The 16,935-nt window shown below is 69.6% G+C and carries 14 protein-coding genes; 4 read left to right on the top strand and 10 right to left on the bottom strand.

The window, feature by feature from the left end; all coding sequences use genetic code 11:
• Nucleotides 1–3: 3 nt before the first annotated feature.
• The 5 genes from pdeM to LPC04_RS28475 all read right to left on the bottom strand — a co-directional run bounded on the left by pdeM (nucleotide 4) and on the right by LPC04_RS28475 (nucleotide 8,199).
• Nucleotides 4–678 carry a ligase-associated DNA damage response endonuclease PdeM gene (gene pdeM, locus LPC04_RS28495; protein ID WP_275685729.1) on the bottom strand — a complete coding sequence of 225 codons (675 nt, stop codon included), beginning with the start codon at nucleotides 676–678 and terminating at the stop codon, nucleotides 4–6.
• Complete coding sequence (locus LPC04_RS28490) at nucleotides 675–3,317, bottom strand: ligase-associated DNA damage response DEXH box helicase (RefSeq protein WP_275685728.1); 2,643 nt, start codon at nucleotides 3,315–3,317, stop codon at nucleotides 675–677. Before LPC04_RS28490 ends, pdeM begins: the two co-directional genes overlap by 4 nt.
• Nucleotides 3,314–4,981: an ATP-dependent DNA ligase gene (locus tag LPC04_RS28485; protein ID WP_275685727.1), complete on the bottom strand. Its 1,668-nt coding sequence runs from the start codon at nucleotides 4,979–4,981 to the stop codon at nucleotides 3,314–3,316. Before LPC04_RS28485 ends, LPC04_RS28490 begins: the two co-directional genes overlap by 4 nt.
• Nucleotides 4,978–6,015, bottom strand: a complete 1,038-nt coding sequence (locus LPC04_RS28480; protein WP_275685726.1) for a ligase-associated DNA damage response exonuclease — start codon at nucleotides 6,013–6,015, stop codon at nucleotides 4,978–4,980. Before LPC04_RS28480 ends, LPC04_RS28485 begins: the two co-directional genes overlap by 4 nt.
• 87 nt (nucleotides 6,016–6,102) lie before the next feature.
• Nucleotides 6,103–8,199, bottom strand: a complete 2,097-nt coding sequence (locus tag LPC04_RS28475) for a tetratricopeptide repeat protein (protein ID WP_275685725.1) — start codon at nucleotides 8,197–8,199, stop codon at nucleotides 6,103–6,105.
• Nucleotides 8,200–8,319: 120 nt separating this feature from the next.
• Between LPC04_RS28475 and LPC04_RS28470 the strand changes: the two genes are divergently transcribed.
• The gene (locus tag LPC04_RS28470) at nucleotides 8,320–9,621 is read left to right on the top strand and encodes a glycoside hydrolase family 18 protein (protein ID WP_275685724.1); all 1,302 of its coding nucleotides are present in this window, start codon (nucleotides 8,320–8,322) and stop codon (nucleotides 9,619–9,621) included.
• On the opposite strand, the gene LPC04_RS28465 is transcribed toward LPC04_RS28470, so the two are convergent.
• A complete protein-coding gene (locus tag LPC04_RS28465) occupies nucleotides 9,618–10,505 on the bottom strand; it encodes a LysR family transcriptional regulator (protein ID WP_275685723.1) in 888 nt (295 codons plus the stop codon). The genes LPC04_RS28470 and LPC04_RS28465 overlap by 4 nt on opposite strands.
• Nucleotides 10,506–10,611: 106 nt before the next feature.
• Between LPC04_RS28465 and LPC04_RS28460 the strand changes: the two genes are divergently transcribed.
• From LPC04_RS28460 to LPC04_RS28450, 3 genes are read left to right on the top strand one after another with little or no spacing between them, the layout of a single operon-like run.
• Nucleotides 10,612–11,244, top strand: a complete 633-nt coding sequence (locus LPC04_RS28460; protein ID WP_275685722.1) for a LysE family translocator — start codon at nucleotides 10,612–10,614, stop codon at nucleotides 11,242–11,244.
• Between the two features lie 10 nt (nucleotides 11,245–11,254).
• On the top strand, nucleotides 11,255–11,953 hold the full coding sequence (locus LPC04_RS28455) for a CTP synthase C-terminal region-related (seleno)protein (RefSeq protein ID WP_275685721.1): 699 nt from the start codon (nucleotides 11,255–11,257) through the stop codon (nucleotides 11,951–11,953).
• Between the two features lie 12 nt (nucleotides 11,954–11,965).
• On the top strand, nucleotides 11,966–12,436 hold the full coding sequence (locus tag LPC04_RS28450) for an OsmC family protein (protein WP_275685720.1): 471 nt from the start codon (nucleotides 11,966–11,968) through the stop codon (nucleotides 12,434–12,436).
• Nucleotides 12,437–12,488: 52 nt separating this feature from the next.
• Here LPC04_RS28450 and LPC04_RS28445 read toward each other — a convergent pair whose 3' ends face one another.
• From LPC04_RS28445 to LPC04_RS28430, 4 genes are all read right to left on the bottom strand, one after another.
• Complete coding sequence (locus LPC04_RS28445; protein ID WP_275685719.1) at nucleotides 12,489–13,553, bottom strand: ABC transporter ATP-binding protein; 1,065 nt, start codon at nucleotides 13,551–13,553, stop codon at nucleotides 12,489–12,491.
• Between the two features lie 4 nt (nucleotides 13,554–13,557).
• The gene (locus LPC04_RS28440; protein ID WP_275685756.1) at nucleotides 13,558–14,403 is read right to left on the bottom strand and encodes a carbohydrate ABC transporter permease; all 846 of its coding nucleotides are present in this window, start codon (nucleotides 14,401–14,403) and stop codon (nucleotides 13,558–13,560) included.
• Nucleotides 14,404–14,420: 17 nt separating this feature from the next.
• Nucleotides 14,421–15,299 (bottom strand): carbohydrate ABC transporter permease, encoded by an 879-nt coding sequence (locus LPC04_RS28435; protein ID WP_275685718.1) that lies wholly within the window; start codon nucleotides 15,297–15,299, stop codon nucleotides 14,421–14,423.
• 199 nt (nucleotides 15,300–15,498) lie between these two features.
• Nucleotides 15,499–16,749: an ABC transporter substrate-binding protein gene (locus tag LPC04_RS28430; protein ID WP_275685717.1), complete on the bottom strand. Its 1,251-nt coding sequence runs from the start codon at nucleotides 16,747–16,749 to the stop codon at nucleotides 15,499–15,501.
• Nucleotides 16,750–16,935 lie beyond the last annotated feature (186 nt).

Below are 16,935 nucleotides of genomic sequence, written 5' to 3'. Positions count from 1 at the left end.
TCGCTAGTCGACGCGAAGGCCCGGCCAGACGCGATCGCCGCCGACGGGATAGCAGGTCGATCCGGCCGGCGGCGCGTGCGGACTGCTGCCCGTGAATGCGCCGAAGGCGGGCAGCACGAGCAGGCCGTCGATCAGGCAGAAGCACGCGAGGCGCTGGCGATCGCGGGCCGGTCCGAACAACGTGATCGCGGGATGCCAGTGGCCCGCGAGCACGGTGCCAACGTCGACGCGCTGCGGGTGATGGCAGCCGACGAGGGCAGCAGTTCCATCCACGGGCCAGGGCTCGTCGACGATCTCGAAGCCGAGCGACGGCGGCGGATCGCCGGCATGCGATTCGTGGTTGCCGCGCACGAGCACGCAGCGCAGCCCCGCGTGCGCCGCGCGCCAGGCATGCAGCGGCGCGATGGCGGCGGCGCGTTGCGCGTGCTTCGAATGCAGCAGGTCGCCGAGGAAGACGACGCGTTGCGCGGCGTGCTCCCGCACCAGCGTCGCCAGCCGCTGCAGGTTCTCCAGCGTCGTGCCCGAAGGCACCGGCAGCCCGCGGGCACGGAACGTCGCGGACTTGCCGAGGTGCAGGTCCGCGATGAACAGCGTGCGCGAGTCCGCATGCCACGCGGCCCGCTCCGGCAGCAGCCAGAGTTCGTCGCCGTCGAGCCGGAGCAGTTGTGCGCCGTTCATGCACGCGGCCTGCGGCGCGATCGCGGCGCGCGCCTTGGCGGATCGACGCGATCGAGCTGGATCGCCTCGGTCGCCGTCTCCGCCATCGCGGGCCGCGCGAACACCGTCTTGGCGTCCTCGTGCGCCGTGCCGACCGCGTCGCCACCGGCGCGGCCCTCGAGGTCGGCGACCATGCGCGCGATGCGATCGGACAGCGACTCGTTGCTCAGCTTCTCGCGGAAGCGCTCGACCATCAGCGGGAACGCGAGCGGCGACGGCCGCGCAAGCGTGATCGCGACCAGCCGCTGCCCGCTCATGCGCCGCAGCGCGGCGGCGAGTTGCGCGACGTCCAGCTCCTGGCTCAGCAACTCGCTCTCGGCCTGCGCGAGCAAGCGGTTGCCGGGGTCGTATTTCTGGAACACGTCGAAGTAGAGCCCGGCCGACGCCTGCAGCTGCCGGTTGGACTGGCGCTCGCCCGGATGCGACTGGAAGATCAGCCCGGCGATGCGCGCGATCTCGCGGAAGCGCCGCCGCGAGAGTTCGGTCGCGTTGAGGCTCGCCAGCACTTCCGACAGCAGCGCATTCGGCTCGTCGGGCACGACCAGCAACGCGGGCAGGCGCTCGGCCCACGCGATCTCGCGCGCGCTGAGCAGCTCGAGGCCGTAGTCGTTGATCGCGATCGAGAACGTCGCCTGCTCCGGCTGCGCCGCGCGCCAGGCCAGCAGGCTCGCGAGGCCAAGGTGGACCTGGCGGCCCGCGAACGGATAGAGGAACAGGTGCCAGCCCTCGCGATCCTTCCAGGTCTCGGCGACCAGCGCGGTGGGCGTGGGCAGCGCGGACCAGCGGCGCTGGATGTCCAGCAACGGGCGCACGCACTGCATCTCGGGGCTGTCGAAGACGTCGTGGTCGGCCGCGTCGAGCTCGCGCAGCACCGCGTCGGCCAGCGTGTTGGACAAGGGCATGCGCCCGCCGTTCCAGCGCGGCACGGCGCCGCGCCCGGGCGGCGCCTTCTTCACGTAGGCGGTCATCTGGTGGATGCGGATCAGCTCCAGCATCCGGCCGCCGAACAGGAAGCAGTCGCCCGGCTTCATGCGCGCGACGAAGCTCTCCTCCACGCTGCCCAGCGGGCCGCCGGTCTGGTACTGCACGTTGATGCTGGCGTCGCTGACGATGGTGCCGATGTTGACGCGATGCCGGCGCGCGAGCCGCGCGTCGGGCACGCGCCAGACGCCCAGCTCGTCGGGCGCGACGCGCTGGAAGTCCGGGTAGGACGCCAGCGTCGGTCCGCCCTGGCGCACGAAGTCCAGGCACCACTGCCAGTTCGACGCGTCGAGGTCGCGGTACGCGGTCGTGGTGCGCACCTCCTCGTACAGCGCGTCCGGCACGAAGCCGCCGCCGAGCGCGATGGTCACGAGGTGCTGCACCAGCACGTCCAGCGGCTCGTGCGGCGAGTGGCGCCGTTCCACCTGGCCGGCCTGCGCCGCGTGGCGCGCCGCCGCGGCCTCCACCAGCTCGAGGCTGTGCGTCGGCACCAGCGTGACGCGCGACGGCCGTCCCGGCGCATGGCCCGAACGGCCGGCGCGCTGCAGAAGCCGCGCGATGCCCTTGGCCGAGCCGATCTGCAGCACGCGGTCGACCGGCAGGAAGTCGACGCCCAGATCCAGGCTGGACGTGCAGACCACCGCGCGCAGCGTGCCCGCCTTCAGGCCTTGCTCGACCCAGTCGCGCACCTCCTTCGCGAGCGAGCCGTGATGCAGCGCGATCACGCCGGCCCAGTCGGGGCGCGCCTCCAGCAGCGCCTGGTACCAGCGCTCGGCCTGCGATCGCGTGTTGGTGAACACCAGCGTCGTGCCGCCTTCCTCGATCGCCTGCACGACCTGCGGCAGCATGCGCAGGCCCATGTGGCCGCCCCACGAGAAACGCTCGGCGCGCTCGGGCAGCAGCGTGTCGATGACGATGGTCTTGGCGACCTCGCCGCGCACCAGCGCGGGCTCGGGCGCGCTCGCGTCACGCGCGGGCGCGCGCACGCCCACGAGCGTGGCCAGCGCTTCTTCGAGGTTGCCCAGCGTCGCCGACAAGGCCCAGCAGATCAGATCCGGACGCCGCTGCCGCAGCCGCGCCAACGCGAGCTGCACCTGCACGCCGCGCTTGTTGCCCAGCAGCTCGTGCCACTCGTCGACGACGACCAGCTGCACGTGCGCGAGCGTGTCCAGCGCATCGGCGCGCGCGAGCTGCAGCGTCAGGCTCTCGGGCGTCGTGACGAGCACGGTCGGCAGGCGCCGGTCCTGTGCGCTGCGTTCGGCCGAGGTGGTATCGCCGCTGCGCAGACCGATCGTCCACGTCGGCGCGAGGTCCGTCATCGGATCGCGCAGCGCGCGCGTGGTGTCGGCGGCGAGCGCGCGCATCGGCGTGATCCACAGCACCGACAGCGGCGGCGCGACCGGCTTCGCGCGCACTCGCGCCGGCGGCGCCTCGACTCTCAAGGCCTGCAGCGCTCCCAGCCACGCCGCGAGCGTCTTGCCGGTGCCGGTGTTCGCATGCAGCAGCCCGCTGCGGCCCTCGGCCATCGCGTGCCAGACCTCGCGCTGGAACGCGAATGGCTTCCACCCGCGCGTCGCGAGCCAGCGTTCGACGGCGGCGCGCGACACCGGGCGGGTCATGCCGGATTCTTCAGCGCGGCGGACTCGGCGATGAAGTCGCGCAGCGTCCGCAGCGTGTCGGCCTCGTCGACGGGCTTGTCCCAACGCAGCCGCAGCATGCGCGGAAAGCGCACCGCGATCCCGGACTTGTGGCGCGGCGAGGCCTGGATGCCCTCGAAGCCGAGCTCGACGACCAGCGTCGGCGTCACGCTGCGCACCGGGCCGAACTTCTCGGTGGTCGTCTGGCGGATGCGCTGGTCGACCTGGCGCATCTCGTCGTCGGTCAGGCCCGAATACGCCTTCGCGAACGGCACGAGCCGCCGCGGATTGGCCTCGTCGCCGGCCACGCCGTCCCAGACACCGAACGTGAGATCCGTGTAGAGATTGGCGCGCCGCCCGTGGCCGCTCTGCGCGTAGATCAGCACCGCGTCGACGCTGTACGGATCGATCTTCCATTTCCACCACGTGCCCACGTCCTTGGTGCGGCCCGCGCCGTAGCGGCCCTCGCGTTGCTTGAGCATGAAGCCCTCGACGCCGCGGGCGCGCGATTCGCCGCGCAGCGCCGCGAGCGTCGGCCAGTCCGGCGCGTCGACGAGCGGCGAGATCTGCAGCGGATCGTTCGCGCCGAGCGAGGCACCGGCGACGATCTGCTCGAGTCGCTCGCGGCGCTGCCACTGCGGCCAGTCGCGGATGTCGACGCCGTCGGCCTCGAGCAGGTCGTAGGCCAGGAACGCGACCGGCAGGTCCGCGAGGATCTTCTTCGTCACGGTCTTGCGGCCGATGCGCTTCTGCAGGTCGGCGAAGGGCTGCACGCGGCCGTCGCGCCAGACGACGATCTCGCCGTCCAGCACCGTGTGGTCGGGCAGCTGCGCATGCATCGCGTCGATCTCGGGGAAGCGGCCGTTGAGCAGGTCCTCGCCGCGCGACCACAGCCACGAAGCCGCGCCGCGGCGGATGAACTGCGCGCGGATGCCGTCCCACTTCCATTCGACCTGCCAGTCGGCCAGGTCGCCCAGTGTCTCGATCGCGGCCTGGAACGGATGCGCGAGGAAGAACGGATACGGCTGGCCCGACTCGGCCGGCGACGACGCCTGCGACGGATCGACCAGCAACGCATAGCGCGCGGCATCGGGCGCGTGGCTCTTGTCGGTGTAGCCCATGAGCCGTTGCGCGAGCAGCTTCGCGTCGATGCCCGTGGCCTCCGCCAGCGCGCGCAGCACGAGGCTCCTGGCGACGCCGACGCGGAAGCTGCCGCCGATCAGCTTGGTCAGCAGGAAACGGCCCGGGGTATCGAGCTCGTTCCAGTAGTTCTTGAGCGCCGCGGAGATCGCCTCGGGCGCCTGGCCGCGCAGCGCGAGCAGCCGCTCCTCGATCCACACGTGCAGCGGCAGCTCGATCGTCCGCGGCGCCGGCGGCAGCACGTGGGCAATGGTCTCGGCCAGGTCGCCGACGACGTCGTAGCTCTCGTCGAACAGCCATTCCGGAATGCCGGCCGCCTCGCGCGCGGCGCTGCGCAGCAGGCCGGTGGGCACGGTCTGGCGCGGCTTGCCGCCGGCGAGGAAGTAGAGCGCCCATGCGGCATCCGCCGGCTGCGCGCGCTGGAAGTACAACAGCAGCGCGTCGGTCTTCTTCTTCGTCGACGTCGTCGAATCGAGCGCCGAGAACAGGGCCGCGAACTCCTTCATGGCGCCTCGGCCGGCACGGGTTCCTCGGCCTCCTTGACGTCCTCGTCGTCGCCGTATTGCGTCTTGAACGCACCGGACTCCAGGCCTTGTTCGGCGAGAAAGCGCACCAGCGGCTCGACGTAGCCGTGCGTGACGATCACGCGCGGCGCGCCGCTCGCCGCGATCGCCTCCAGCAGGCCTGGCCAGTCGGCGTGGTCGGACAGGATGAAGCCGCGGTCGACGTTGCGCCGCCGGCGCGCGCCGCGCAGCAGCATCCAGCCGGAGGCGAAGGCGTCGCTGTAGTCGCCGAAGCGCTTCAGCCAGGCGCTGGCCTGCGCCGACGGCGGCGCCACGACGAGGCAGCGCCGCAGTTCGGCAGGCGTCGCCTCCAGCACGCTCCTGGTCGGCGGCAGCGCCACGCCCGACTGCCGGTAGGCCTCGTCCATCGCCGCGACGGCGCCGTGCACGACGATCGTTCCGATGGACGGATCGAGCCCCGTCAGCACGCGCTGCGCCTTGCCGAACGAATACGCGTATACGACGGACGCGCGGCCGGCCTCGGCGTTGTCGCGCCACCAGGCGTTGATCGAGTCGAACACGTCCTGCTGCGGCGCCCAGCGGAACACCGGCAGGCCGAACGTCGACTCGGTGATGAAGACGTCGCAGCGCACCGGCTCGAAGGGCGCGCAGGTCGCGTCCGGGCCGGTCTTGTAGTCGCCCGAGACGACCCAGACCCGGCCCTCGTGCTCCAGGCGGATCTGCGCCGAGCCGAGCACGTGCCCCGCGGGATGGAACGAGATCTTCACGCCGCGATGCGTGATCGCCTCGCCGTACGCGAGCGTCTGCAGGTCGACCGGTCCGACGCGGTGCGTCACCACGTGCCGGCCCGCCTCGGCCGTCAGGTAGCGGCCATGGCCCATGCGCAGGTGGTCGCCGTGCGCGTGCGTGATCAGCGCCTGCGCGACCGGCTGCCACGGGTCGATGAAGAAGTCGCCCGGCGGGCAATAGAGGCCTTCGGGGCGCGCGACGACGAGGTCTTTCGGATGCGGGTCCAAGCGATGTCCGAGGCAGGTGGCAGGGCGACGGTCGAGCAATCGATGTTCCCGCGAGAGGCGATTCGACTCACGCCGACGTTGCGGCGTTCACCGGCCTGCGCGGATTGACGATGCAGCCGGATCCATCATCTCGAGCAATCGTCCGCGAACCTGCTCGACCACCGCGGCCCAGTCGTCCGCCCCGGGTTGGCGGAACAGGCGGGCCGTCGGATACCAGGGCGAATCGGCTCGACCCAGCAGCCAGCGATAGTCGGGCGCATGCGCCAGCAGGATCCAGACGGGCTTGCCGAGCGCGCCGGCGACGTGCGCGACGCTGGTGTCGACCGAGATGACGACGTCCATGCAGTGCGCGAGCGCGGCCGTGTCGGCGAAGTCTTCGATCTCGTCCTGATGCTGCCGGAGCTGCGGCAGCCGGGCCAGCGACGCCACGTCGCGTGGCCGATATTCCTTTTGCAGCGAATGCCAGTCGATTGGCAGGTCCATCAGCGGCCCCAGCGTGTCCAGCCGCATGCTTCGATTGCGGTCGTTCTTGTGGGTCGACGAGCCGGACCACGCGAGGCCGACCCGCAAGCGCGACCGGGGACCGAGCCGTTGCTGCCAGAGGGCCACTCGGGCCGGGTCGCAGGACAGGTAGGGCGTCCGCGCGGGAACGGTCTCCGTCGTCGTCTTGAACACGAAGGGCAGGCTCATCACCGGGCAATAGGCATCGAAGTCCGGCCGCGGCGCGCCTTGCGCGACCAGGGTCATGTCGCAGCGCAGCGTCGAGAGCAGCGAGACCAGCGGTCCGGGAACCTCGAAGACGATTTCGGCGCCCAGCAGGCTGACCAGCGGCAGGTAGCGGCAGAACTGGACGACGTCGCCGAATCCCTGCTCGGAGTGGATGAAGATGCGCTGGCCCGCGATGCTGTGCTGCCCGCGCCAGGACGATCGGGGAAACGTCGGGAAGTGGGATTTCAGGTGGGCCTGTTCCACGCGCCGCTCGTAGAGCTCCCAGCCCTCGAGGTAGTCGCCGCGCAGGATCAGCGTGCCGGCCTTGTAGAACGCCGTCCGCGTCTGGGCCGGATCGAGCGCGATGGCCTGGTCGTAGGTGGCCAGCGCGTCATCGAGCCGATTGCGACGCAGCAGCACGGCGGCCCGGTTCGAATGCGACAGCGCGACGCCGGGATTGAGCTCGATGCTCTTGTCGAAGCACGCCTGGGCCTCGTCCAGCCGGCCGGCGTCGAACAAGGCGGTGCCCTTGTTGTTGTGGGCATCGACGTAGTCGGGGAAGAGGCCGATGGCCTGGTCGAAGCTGGCCAATGCCTCGTCCAGCCGCCCCATGTCCTTCAAGACCAGGCCGCGGTTGCTGTGCGCCGCCGGATGCCGGGGCTGGAGCGTGAGCGCCCGGTCGAGGCTCGCCAGCGCCTCGTCGAAGCGGTTCAGTTCGCCCAGCGTGGCGCCCTTGTTGACGCAGGTCTCGACATCGTTGGCATCGAGCGCGAGCGCGCGGTCGAAGCTCGCGATCGCCTCGTCCAGCCGGCCGAGGCGCCGCAGCGCGAGGGCGCGCTCCGCATGCCGGTCGGCGCGCTTCGGCTGCGCAAGGATCGCCTGGTCCAGGCTCGCGATGGCCTCTTGTGCGCGGCCAAGCGCTTCGAGGGCGCGCGCCCGGTTCGTGTGCGCGTCCGCATAGTCCGGCTTCAGCGCGATGGCGCGGTCGCAGCTGGCGAGCGCCTCGTCGAATCGCCGGAGTTCGTGCAACGCGTTGCCGCGGTTGTTGTGCGCCTCGGCATGGCCCGGACGCAGCGCGATCACCTTGTCGTAGCTCGCGACGGCTTCGCCGAGCCGCCGCAGGTCCTTCAGGACGACGCCGCGGTTGTTGTGGGCATCGACGCCGTCGGGCTGCATCGCGATGGCCTTGTCGAAGCAGGCGAGGGCCTCGTCCAGCCGGCACTGCTCCTTGAACGCGATGCCGAGATTGTTGATCGCACCGACGTTGCCGGGATCGAGTTCCAGCGAGCGTCGAAGAAAGTCCGAGCCTTCGGCCGCCTCGCCCGTCTGCAGCAGCGCGGTGCCCAGCAGATACGACAGGTGCGCATTCGACGGTTGCCCGGGCAGCACCTGTCGATACAGGGCGATGGCGGCAGCCAGTTGCCCGCCCTGATGCAGCTGGAACGCGCGCTGCAGATCGTTCTGGGGATCGGTCATGGTGGCAATGTAGTGCACGGGTCTCGCGATGCGACCTTCCCGATCCGCTCGAATTGGATATATAGTGGTACTAAAGTGGTTCGAGTGGGTCGAGCTGCGCCCGAACGACATCGCTCTCCCATGACGCCTGCCATCGCTCCCGGATTCGGCCGCCGCCTGCTCGCCATCGCGATCGCCCTGGCACCGATGCTGGCGTGGCCGGCAGGCGCAGCGGGGTCGACCACGGCGCCGTACCCGCTGTTCGGCGGCAAGCCGCTCGAATGGGAACGCAGCGGCGGCAAGATCGTCGGTGTCTACACGCCCAACTGGCAGCCGACGGCGCTCGTCGACGCGCTGCACGGCGACAGCGTCACGCACGTCATCTACGCCTTCCTGCACGTCTGCGGGCCGGGGCAGTTGCCCGAGGATGCGCCGAAGTGCGAGGGCAAGGGCGACTATCAGCTCGCCACGTCGGCGATCGACGACAGTTTCAATGCGGCGTTCGCGCGCCTGAAGGCGCGCGCGCCGCACGTGAAGGTGGTGGCGTCGGTGGGCGGCTGGGGCGGTTCCGATCCGCTGTTCCTCATCGCAGACGACGCCGCGCCGCGTGCCGCGTTCGCGACGTCGGCGGCGGACTTCCTGCGCACGCATCCGGCGTTCGACGGCATCGACATCGACTGGGAGCATCCCACCAACAACGGCGCCGCCAACGGCGTGCAGCTCGGCTCGCCGGCCGACGGCCAGGGGTACGCCGACCTGATGGCGGCGCTGCGCGGCGCGCTCGACACCCTCACCGCGCAGAACGGCCACAAGTACATCCTGACCGCCGCGATCAACACCCAGCACGTGATCGTCGACAAGGTGAACTACCGCGACGCCGCGAAGTCGATGGACTACATCTTCATGATGACCTACGACAACTACGGCAGCTGGACGAAGGCGACCGGCAACCACACCTCGCCGCGCGCCAGCGCCGACGGCGCGGAGGACGGCCTCGACGCCGCGGTGAGGACGATGACCGGCGCCGGCGTGCCCGCGGGCAAGCTCGTGGCGGGCGTCGCGATGTACGGCCGCGGCTTCACGGGCGTGGGCAAGCCCGCGCCGGGGCACGGCTTCAGCGGCGAGCCGCACACCGGAACGTACCCGGCGCCGGAAGGTGCGAGCGACTGGCGCGAGCTCGCGTCACGCTACATCGACCGCGCGGGCAACGGACTGCACGGATACCAGGTGGTGTATGACCCGACGACGCAGGCCTGGAACCTCTACAACGCCCGCAACGCGCTGTTCATGGGCTACGACGACCCGCGCGCCGTCATCGCCAAGGGCCGCTTCGCGCGCGAGGCCGGGCTGGCCGGCGTGTTCGCGTGGGAGCTGTCGCAGGACAACGGCGACATCCTCAACGCGATGAACTTCGGCGTCGGCAACTTGCCGCTGCTCCGTTAGAAGAGCGGCGCCAGTTCGCGTTTCGCGGCCTCGATGAATGCCCGCGTGCGCGCCGGCAGCAGCCGCGCGTGCGGGTAGACGATGCTGACGGGCTGCGGCGGCGATTCGAAGTCGGCCAGCACGATGCGCAGCCGCTTGTCGCGCAGCGCGTCCTGCACCTGGTAGGAGAAGAACTGGCCGAAGCCGGCGCCCTGTTCGCAGGCGAGCAGCGCCGCGCCGGCGTGGTTGAAGTCGAGCGGGCCGTCCACCGCGACATGCAACCTGCGTCCGCTGTCGTGGAACGGCCAGCCCGGGCGCGCCGGGCCGGCGAGCCGAACGCACGGACGCGTGCGCAGCTCGGCCGGATGCTTCGGCGTGCCCGTGCGGCGCAGGAACTGCGGGCTCGCGACGACCACCTGCCGCACCTCGCCGAGCCGCAGCGCGACCAGCGACGAATCCTCCAGCGCGCCGATGCGGATGCCCACGTCGACCCCTTCGTCCACCAGGTCGACGTAGCGATCGAGCAGCTGGACGCTGCAGCGGATGCGCGGGTTGGCGCCGACGAAGCGCGTGACGAAGTCGGCCACGACGCGCTGCCCGAGCAGCACCGGCGCGGTGACCGTGAGCCGGCCGCGCGGGGCCTGCGTCTCGTCTGCAAGGCTCGCGTCGGCCTCGGCGACGGCGGCGAGGATGTCGCGGCTGCGCGCCAGGTATTGCAGGCCCTCGTGCGTCAACGCGAGCCGGCGCGTGGTGCGCTGAAACAGGCGCGCCCCGAGCTCCGCTTCCAGCGCGGCGAGGCTGCGCACGACCGCCGGCAGCGACATGCCCAGCGCGCCGGCCGCGGCGGTCAGGCTGCCGTCGTCGGCGATCTGCACGAAGGTCTTCATGGCGCGGAGCTTGTCCATCGCCGGATATTAATCCGCTGGACGCAACAAAGAAGTTCTCCGGGTGGCGTTTACTGCATCCGGCGACGGCGCGATGATGCGGTTCTCTTTCGACGCGGAGGGCCGCATGGCCGGAACCCAACACCTGTGGCTGTTCATCGTCTCCGGGCTGCTGCTCAACATCACGCCCGGGCCCGACTCGCTGTTCATCATGGCCCGCAGCGCGACGCAGGGCTGGCGCGCCGGCTTCGTCGCGTGCTGGGGCGTGGGCAGCGGCGTGTTCGTGCACGTCTTCGCGGCGGCGCTCGGGCTGTCGGCGCTGCTGGCGACGTCGGCCACGGCGTTCGCGGTCGTCAAGGTGATCGGCGCCGCCTACCTCGTGTGGATCGGCATCGGCATGCTGCGCGCCAGGGGCGAGGCCGCGCAGGCGGTCGACGTCGCGCCGCGCGTGCTGCGCTATCGCGACATCTTCCGCCAGGGCTTCCTCACCAACGTGCTCAACCCGAAGGTGGCGCTGTTCTTCCTTGCGTTCGTGCCGCAGTTCATCGCGCCGGACGCGCCGTCGAAGCCGCTCGCGTTCATCGTGCTCGGCGCGATCTTCGACATCAACGGCATGCTGTGGTGCCACGCGCTGGCGCTGTTCACCGCGTTCGCAAGCCGGCGGCTGAACGTGGACGCCGCGGTCGGCCGCTGGTTGAACCGCACGATGGGCGCGGTGTTCGTCGCGCTCGGCGCGAAGCTCGCGCTGGCGTCGCGTTGAAGGAGCGGCGATGACGACACTCGTGAACATCGGCATCGTCGGCGACCGCGACGATGCCATCGCCGCGCATCTCGCGATCCCGCTGGCGCTGGCCAACGCCGCCTCGGCGCTCGACGTCGACCTCGTCTTCGACTGGCTCGCCAGCGACCGCATCGACGACGTCGCGCGCCTGGCGGGCTTCGACGCCTTCTGGGTCGCCCCGGGCAGCCCGTACCGCAGCCTGGACGGCGCGCTGCGCGCGATCGGCTACGCGCGCACGTCGGGGCGGCCGTTGCTGGGCACCTGCGGCGGCTTCCAGCACGCGATCCTCGAATACGCGCGCCACGTGCTGGACTGGCCCGACGCGATGCACGCCGAGAGCGACCCTGGCGTCGGCCGGCCGGTGATCGCGGCGCTCGAATGCTCGCTCGTCGAGGCGCGCGGCAGCGTGGCGCTCGCGCCCGGCAGCCTCATCGCGCGGGCCTACGCGGCCGCGACGGCGCCGACGATCTACCGCTGCCGCTACGGCCTCAACCCCGAGTTCCGCGCGGCACTCACCGCCGGCCCGTTGCGTGGCACGGCCGAAGACGAGAACGGCGACCTGCGCGCGATCGAGCTCGACGGCCATCCCTTCTTCGTCGCCACGCTGTGGCAGCCCGAACGCGCGGCGCTGGAGGGTCAGCGTGTCCCGCTCGCCGAGGCGCTCGTCACCGCGGCCCGACGCGCCTGAAGGAAAACGATCATGGCGCCTCTGCACACCGCCCTGATCCGCTGGAGCGTCGGCGATTCGGACTTCCTCGGCAAGCGCTACAGCCGCGCGCACACCTGGAGCTTCGATGGCGGCGCCGTCGTGCCCGCGTCGTCGTCGCCGCACGTGGTGCCGATGCCGATGTCGGACGCCCGCGCCGTCGATCCCGAGGAGGCCTTCGTCGCCTCGCTCTCGAGCTGCCACATGCTGTGGTTCCTCGACATCGCGTCGCGCGCCGGCTTTTGCATCGACAGCTACGAGGACGCCGCCGACGGCCGCATGGGCCGCAACGCCGCCGGCAAGCTGGTGGTCGACCTCGTCACGCTGCGCCCGCGCGTGCGCGTGACGGGCGCGCGCGTGCCCGACGCCGCGACGCTGGCCGCGCTGCACCACCAGGCGCACGAGGAATGCTTCCTCGCGAACTCGGTGCGCTGCGAGGTCCGCTGCGAGCCCGTGCTGGAATGAGAAAGGGGCGTGACCCGCGTCGCGCCCCTTCGATGATTGCCGCTGCCGACGATCAGCCGATGCGCTTGCCGCTCTCGCCGTCGAACAGGTGCGTGGCCTCCGCGGCCCACTTGACGTGCACCGCATCGCCGACCTTGGCGGCCATGTAGCCTGGCACGCGAAGCGTCAGGTTGCCCACCGCGGTCTCCACGGTGGCGTAGGTTTCCGGGCCGGTGGGCTCGGTGAAGCGCAGCGTGCCCGCCACGCCGTCAGCGGAGAACTGCACCGACTCCGGACGCAGGCCGTAGGTGAGCTTGCCGGCCGCGCTCTTCTGCAGCGCGTCGCGTTGCGGCGCGGTCAGCGGCAGGTCGACGCCGTTGGCCGAGACGCCCGTGCCGGTGCGCACCGCCGGGATCATGTTCATCGCCGGCGAGCCGATGAACTCGGCGACGAACTTCGTGGCCGGGCGCGCGTAGATGTCTTCCGGCGTGCCGAACTGCTCCACGCGGCCGCCGCTCATGACGGCGATTCGGTCGCCCAGCGTCATCGCCTCGACCTGGTCGTGCGTGACGTAGACGGTGGTCGTCTTGGTGCGCTGGTGCAGCAGCTTGATCTCGGCGCGCATCTCGACGCGCAGCTTGGCGTCGAGATTGGACAGCGGCTCGTCGAACAGGAACAGCTTCGGATCGCGCGCGAGCGCGCGGCCCATTGCCACGCGCTGGCGCTGGCCGCCCGAGAGCTGGCCCGGCTTGCGATCGAGCAGCGGCACGATCTGCAGCATCTTGGCCACGCGCTGCACGGCCTCGTCGCGCTTGTCCTTGGGCACCTTGCGCATCTCGAGGCCGAAGGCGATGTTCTGCGCCACGTTCATGTTCGGGTAGAGCGCGTAGCTCTGGAACACCATCGCGATGTCGCGGTCCTTCGGCGCCTCGTAGGTGACGTCGCGGTCGCCGATGCTCACCGAGCCGTCGGTGGGCAGCTCCAGGCCCGCGATGATGTTGAGCAGCGTGGACTTGCCGCAGCCCGACGGTCCCACCAGGATCAGGAATTCGCCTGCCTCGATATCGATGTCGATCCCCTTGAGGATCTCGACCTGTCCGAAAGTCTTGCGTACGTTGGCGATCGTCAGCGCACCCATCTCATCATCCCTTCACCGCGCCGGCCGTCAGGCCGCGCACGAAATACTTGCCAGCAACCACGTAGACGAACAGCGTCGGCAGCGCGGCGATCAACGCCGCGGCCATGTCCACGTTGTATTCCTTGACCGAACTGGTCGTGTTGGCCAGATTGTTCAGGCCGACGGTGATCGGCTTGGAATCCGCGCCCGAGAAGACCACCCCGTACAGGAAGTCGTTCCAGATGTTGGTGAACTGCCAGATCAGCGTCACCACGAGGATCGGCGTCGACAGCGGCAGTACCACGCGCCACAGGATGCGCCAGAAGCCCGCGCCGTCCAGCATCGCCGCCTTGATCAGCTCGTCGGGTAGGCCCACGTAGTAGTTGCGGAAGAACAGCGTCGTCGACGGGATGCCCGCCAGCACGTGCATCACGATCAGGCCGATGATGGAGCTGGCGATGCCGAAGTAGCCGAGGATCTGGCTCATCGGCAGCAGCACCACCTGCATCGGCATGAACACGCCGAACAGCAGCATCGCGAACATCACCTCGCTGCCGCGGAAGCGCCATTTCGACAGCACGTAGCCGTTGACGATGCCCAGCGTCGTGGAGATCGCCACCGCGGGCACCACCATCGACACGCTGTTCATGAAGAACGGCTTCAGGCCGCCGCAGTCGGTGCCGGTGCAGGCCTGGTTCCAGGCCTTGCCCCAGGAGGCGAAGTTCAGGTGGGTCGGCGGCTCCATCAGGTTGCCGCCGCGGATCTGGTCCATGTCCTTCAGCGACGTGACGATCATCACGTACAGCGGTGTCAGGAACCAGACCGCGAACAGCACCAGCGCCGTCCACAGGACGATGCGATGCCAGGTCAGAGAGCTCGGCGGCCGGTTCACTTCTTGGTCCTCAGTTCGGAGTACAGGTAGGGCACGACGATGGCGGCCACCGTGGCGAGCATGATCTCGGCGCTGGCCGCGCCGAGCGCGACCTGGCCGCGCGAGAACGACATCGCGTACATGAAGGTGGCCGGCAGGTCGGTGGAGTAGCCGGGGCCGCCCGCGGTCAGCGCGATCACGAGGTCGAAGCTCTTGATCGCGAGATGGCTCACCACCATCAGCGTGCTGAAGAACACGGGCCGCAGCGACGGCACGACGATGCGCCAGTAGATGCGCGGCAGGCTCGCGCCGTCGATCTGCGCCGCCTTGATGATGGAGTCGTCGATGCCGCGCAGGCCGGCGAGGAACAGCGCCATCACGAAGCCCGAGGCCTGCCAGATGCCCGCGATGACGATGCAGTAGATCGCGTGCTGGTCATCGACGAGCCAGTCGAACTGGAAGTTCTTGAAGCCCCAGCTCTGCACCAGGTGCTCGATGCCCAGGCCGGGGTTCAGGATCCACTTCCAGGCGGTGCCGGTGACGATGAACGAGATCGCCATCGGGTACAGGTAGATGGTGCGCAGTACGCCTTCGCCGCGGATCTTCTGATCCAGCAGGATGGCCAGCAGCAGGCCCAGCACCATCGAGCCGCCGATGAACAGCACGCCGAAGATGCCCATGTTCTTCAGCGCGACGTGGAAGCGGTCGTTGTCGAACAGGTCGGCGTAGTTGGAGAAGCCGACGAACTCGTAGTTCGGCAGCATGTGCGACGCGGACAGCGACAGGTAGCCGTTCCACGCGATCAGGCCGTAGATGAAGAAGAACGACAGCAGGAAGCTGGGCGCGACGACCAGCTTCGGCAGCCAGGAGGCGCTGGGGACTTTGGGTCGGGACATGAAGCGGCGAGGCTTTCGTAACGCGGTCGGGGCGGGCTTGTGCGACGACGCCGTCGCAGGCAAGGGCCGGGCCCGAGGGGGCATCAAGCTCGCCAGGGGCCGCGACCCGAGGAGCTTAAGAGCAAAAAGCGCCACGCGCGCGGAAAACGCGCGTGGCGAATGCCCATTGGAGAAGAAAAAAGTGCTCGTCGGACGACGATTACTTCGTCTTGGACGCCTTCAGGATTTCGGCCTGGGCGTCCTTGGACGTTTCCTTGTCGTCGTTCCAGAACTTGCTGACGGCGTCCTTGATGGCGCCTTCGGCGGCCGGCGGGACGGCCATGCCGTGTGCGATCGACGGCAGCAGCGTGTTGGCCTTGGACGAGGCGACGAAGTCGCGGTTCGATTCCTTGGCGCAGTCGTCGAACTTGTCGAGCTTGACGTCGAGGCGAACCGGGATCGAGCCCTTGTTCAGGTTGAACAGCTCCTGGAACGACGGCGACATGATGGCCTTGGCCAGGTCCTTCTGCGCCTTCTCGTTGTCCTTGTTCTTCAGCTGGAACATGGCGAACGAGTCGATGTTGAAGGTGTAGTCCTTGGCCGTGCCCGGCGCCGGCGAGCAGACGAAGTCCTTGCCCGGGACCTTGCCCGCGTTCAGGAACTCGCCCTTGGCCCAGTCGCCCATCAGCTGCATGCCGGCCTCGCCCTTGATGACCATCGCGGTCGCCAGGTTCCAGTCGCGGCCGGGCGCGTTCTTGTCGGTGTAGCCGTGGATCTTCTTGAAGGTGTCGAGCACCTTGATCATCGTCGGGCTGTTGATCGCGGCGGGGTCGAGCTTGACCAGCGCGCTGCGATAGAACTCGGGGCCGCCGACGCCCATCACGACGTCTTCGAACACGGTGAAGTCCTGCCAGTTCTGGCCGCCGTGGGCCAGCGGGATGATGCCCGCGGCCTTCAGCTTGTCACCGGCGACGAAGAACTCGTCCCAGGTCGTCGGAACCTTGGCGCCGGCCTTCTTGAAGGCTTCCGGGTTGGCCCACAGCCAGTTCACGCGGTGCACGTTGACCGGCGCGGCGATGTAGTGGCCCTTGTACTTCATGACGTTGGCCACCACCGGCGGCAGGACGGCGTCCCACTTCTCGGCCTTGGCCACGTCGTCGATGTTGGCCAGCACGCCTTCGGCGGCCCACTCCTGCAGCGCCGGGCCCTTGATCTGCGCGGCCGCCGGGGCATTGCCCGAGATCACGCGCGACTTCAGCACCGTCATGGCGGAATCGCCGCCGCCGCCGGCGACCGCGAAGTCCTTCCACGTGTGGCCTTCGGCTTCCATCTGCTTCTTCAGTTCGGCAGCGGCCTTGGCCTCGCCGCCGGACGTCCACCAGTGCAGGACTTCGAGTTCGTCCGCCTGGGCGGCGCTCATGCCGAGGATCGCGGCGAGCGCGACGACGGACAGGCTGAATTGCTTGGACATGTGTTTGTCTCCGTACAGATATTCGTGGTTGCAAGATGCGCCGCGACCCGGTCGGTCGCGGCGGGAATCACACAAGGATCAGAACCAGATTTCCAGCTGCGCGCCGTACGACACGGCACTCGTCTTGTTGGCCGGGAAGTTGTAGTTGTTGGCGGTGTCCTGCGCCGCGGCCTTGTTGTAGTCCGC

The sequence above is a fragment of the Scleromatobacter humisilvae genome (assembly GCF_023231945.1).
Lineage (GTDB): Bacteria > Pseudomonadota > Gammaproteobacteria > Burkholderiales > Burkholderiaceae_C > Scleromatobacter > Scleromatobacter humisilvae.
This window is presented reverse-complemented; position numbering and strand designations above follow the sequence as displayed.

What these genes read in the sequence shown, in the direction of transcription:
- pdeM (WP_275685729.1), bottom strand. Translation starts at nt 678, where the DNA reads ATGAACGGCGCACAACTGCTCCGGCTCGACGGCGACGAACTCTGGCTG.
- LPC04_RS28490 (WP_275685728.1), bottom strand. Translation starts at nt 3,317, where the DNA reads ATGACCCGCCCGGTGTCGCGCGCCGCCGTCGAACGCTGGCTCGCGACG.
- LPC04_RS28485 (WP_275685727.1), bottom strand. Translation starts at nt 4,981, where the DNA reads ATGAAGGAGTTCGCGGCCCTGTTCTCGGCGCTCGATTCGACGACGTCG.
- LPC04_RS28475 (WP_275685725.1), bottom strand. Translation starts at nt 8,199, where the DNA reads ATGACCGATCCCCAGAACGATCTGCAGCGCGCGTTCCAGCTGCATCAG.
- LPC04_RS28470 (WP_275685724.1), top strand. Translation starts at nt 8,320, where the DNA reads ATGACGCCTGCCATCGCTCCCGGATTCGGCCGCCGCCTGCTCGCCATC.
- LPC04_RS28465 (WP_275685723.1), bottom strand. Translation starts at nt 10,505, where the DNA reads ATGGACAAGCTCCGCGCCATGAAGACCTTCGTGCAGATCGCCGACGAC.
- LPC04_RS28460 (WP_275685722.1), top strand. Translation starts at nt 10,612, where the DNA reads ATGGCCGGAACCCAACACCTGTGGCTGTTCATCGTCTCCGGGCTGCTG.
- LPC04_RS28455 (WP_275685721.1), top strand. Translation starts at nt 11,255, where the DNA reads ATGACGACACTCGTGAACATCGGCATCGTCGGCGACCGCGACGATGCC.
- LPC04_RS28450 (WP_275685720.1), top strand. Translation starts at nt 11,966, where the DNA reads ATGGCGCCTCTGCACACCGCCCTGATCCGCTGGAGCGTCGGCGATTCG.
- LPC04_RS28445 (WP_275685719.1), bottom strand. Translation starts at nt 13,553, where the DNA reads ATGGGTGCGCTGACGATCGCCAACGTACGCAAGACTTTCGGACAGGTC.
- LPC04_RS28435 (WP_275685718.1), bottom strand. Translation starts at nt 15,299, where the DNA reads ATGTCCCGACCCAAAGTCCCCAGCGCCTCCTGGCTGCCGAAGCTGGTC.
- LPC04_RS28430 (WP_275685717.1), bottom strand. Translation starts at nt 16,749, where the DNA reads ATGTCCAAGCAATTCAGCCTGTCCGTCGTCGCGCTCGCCGCGATCCTC.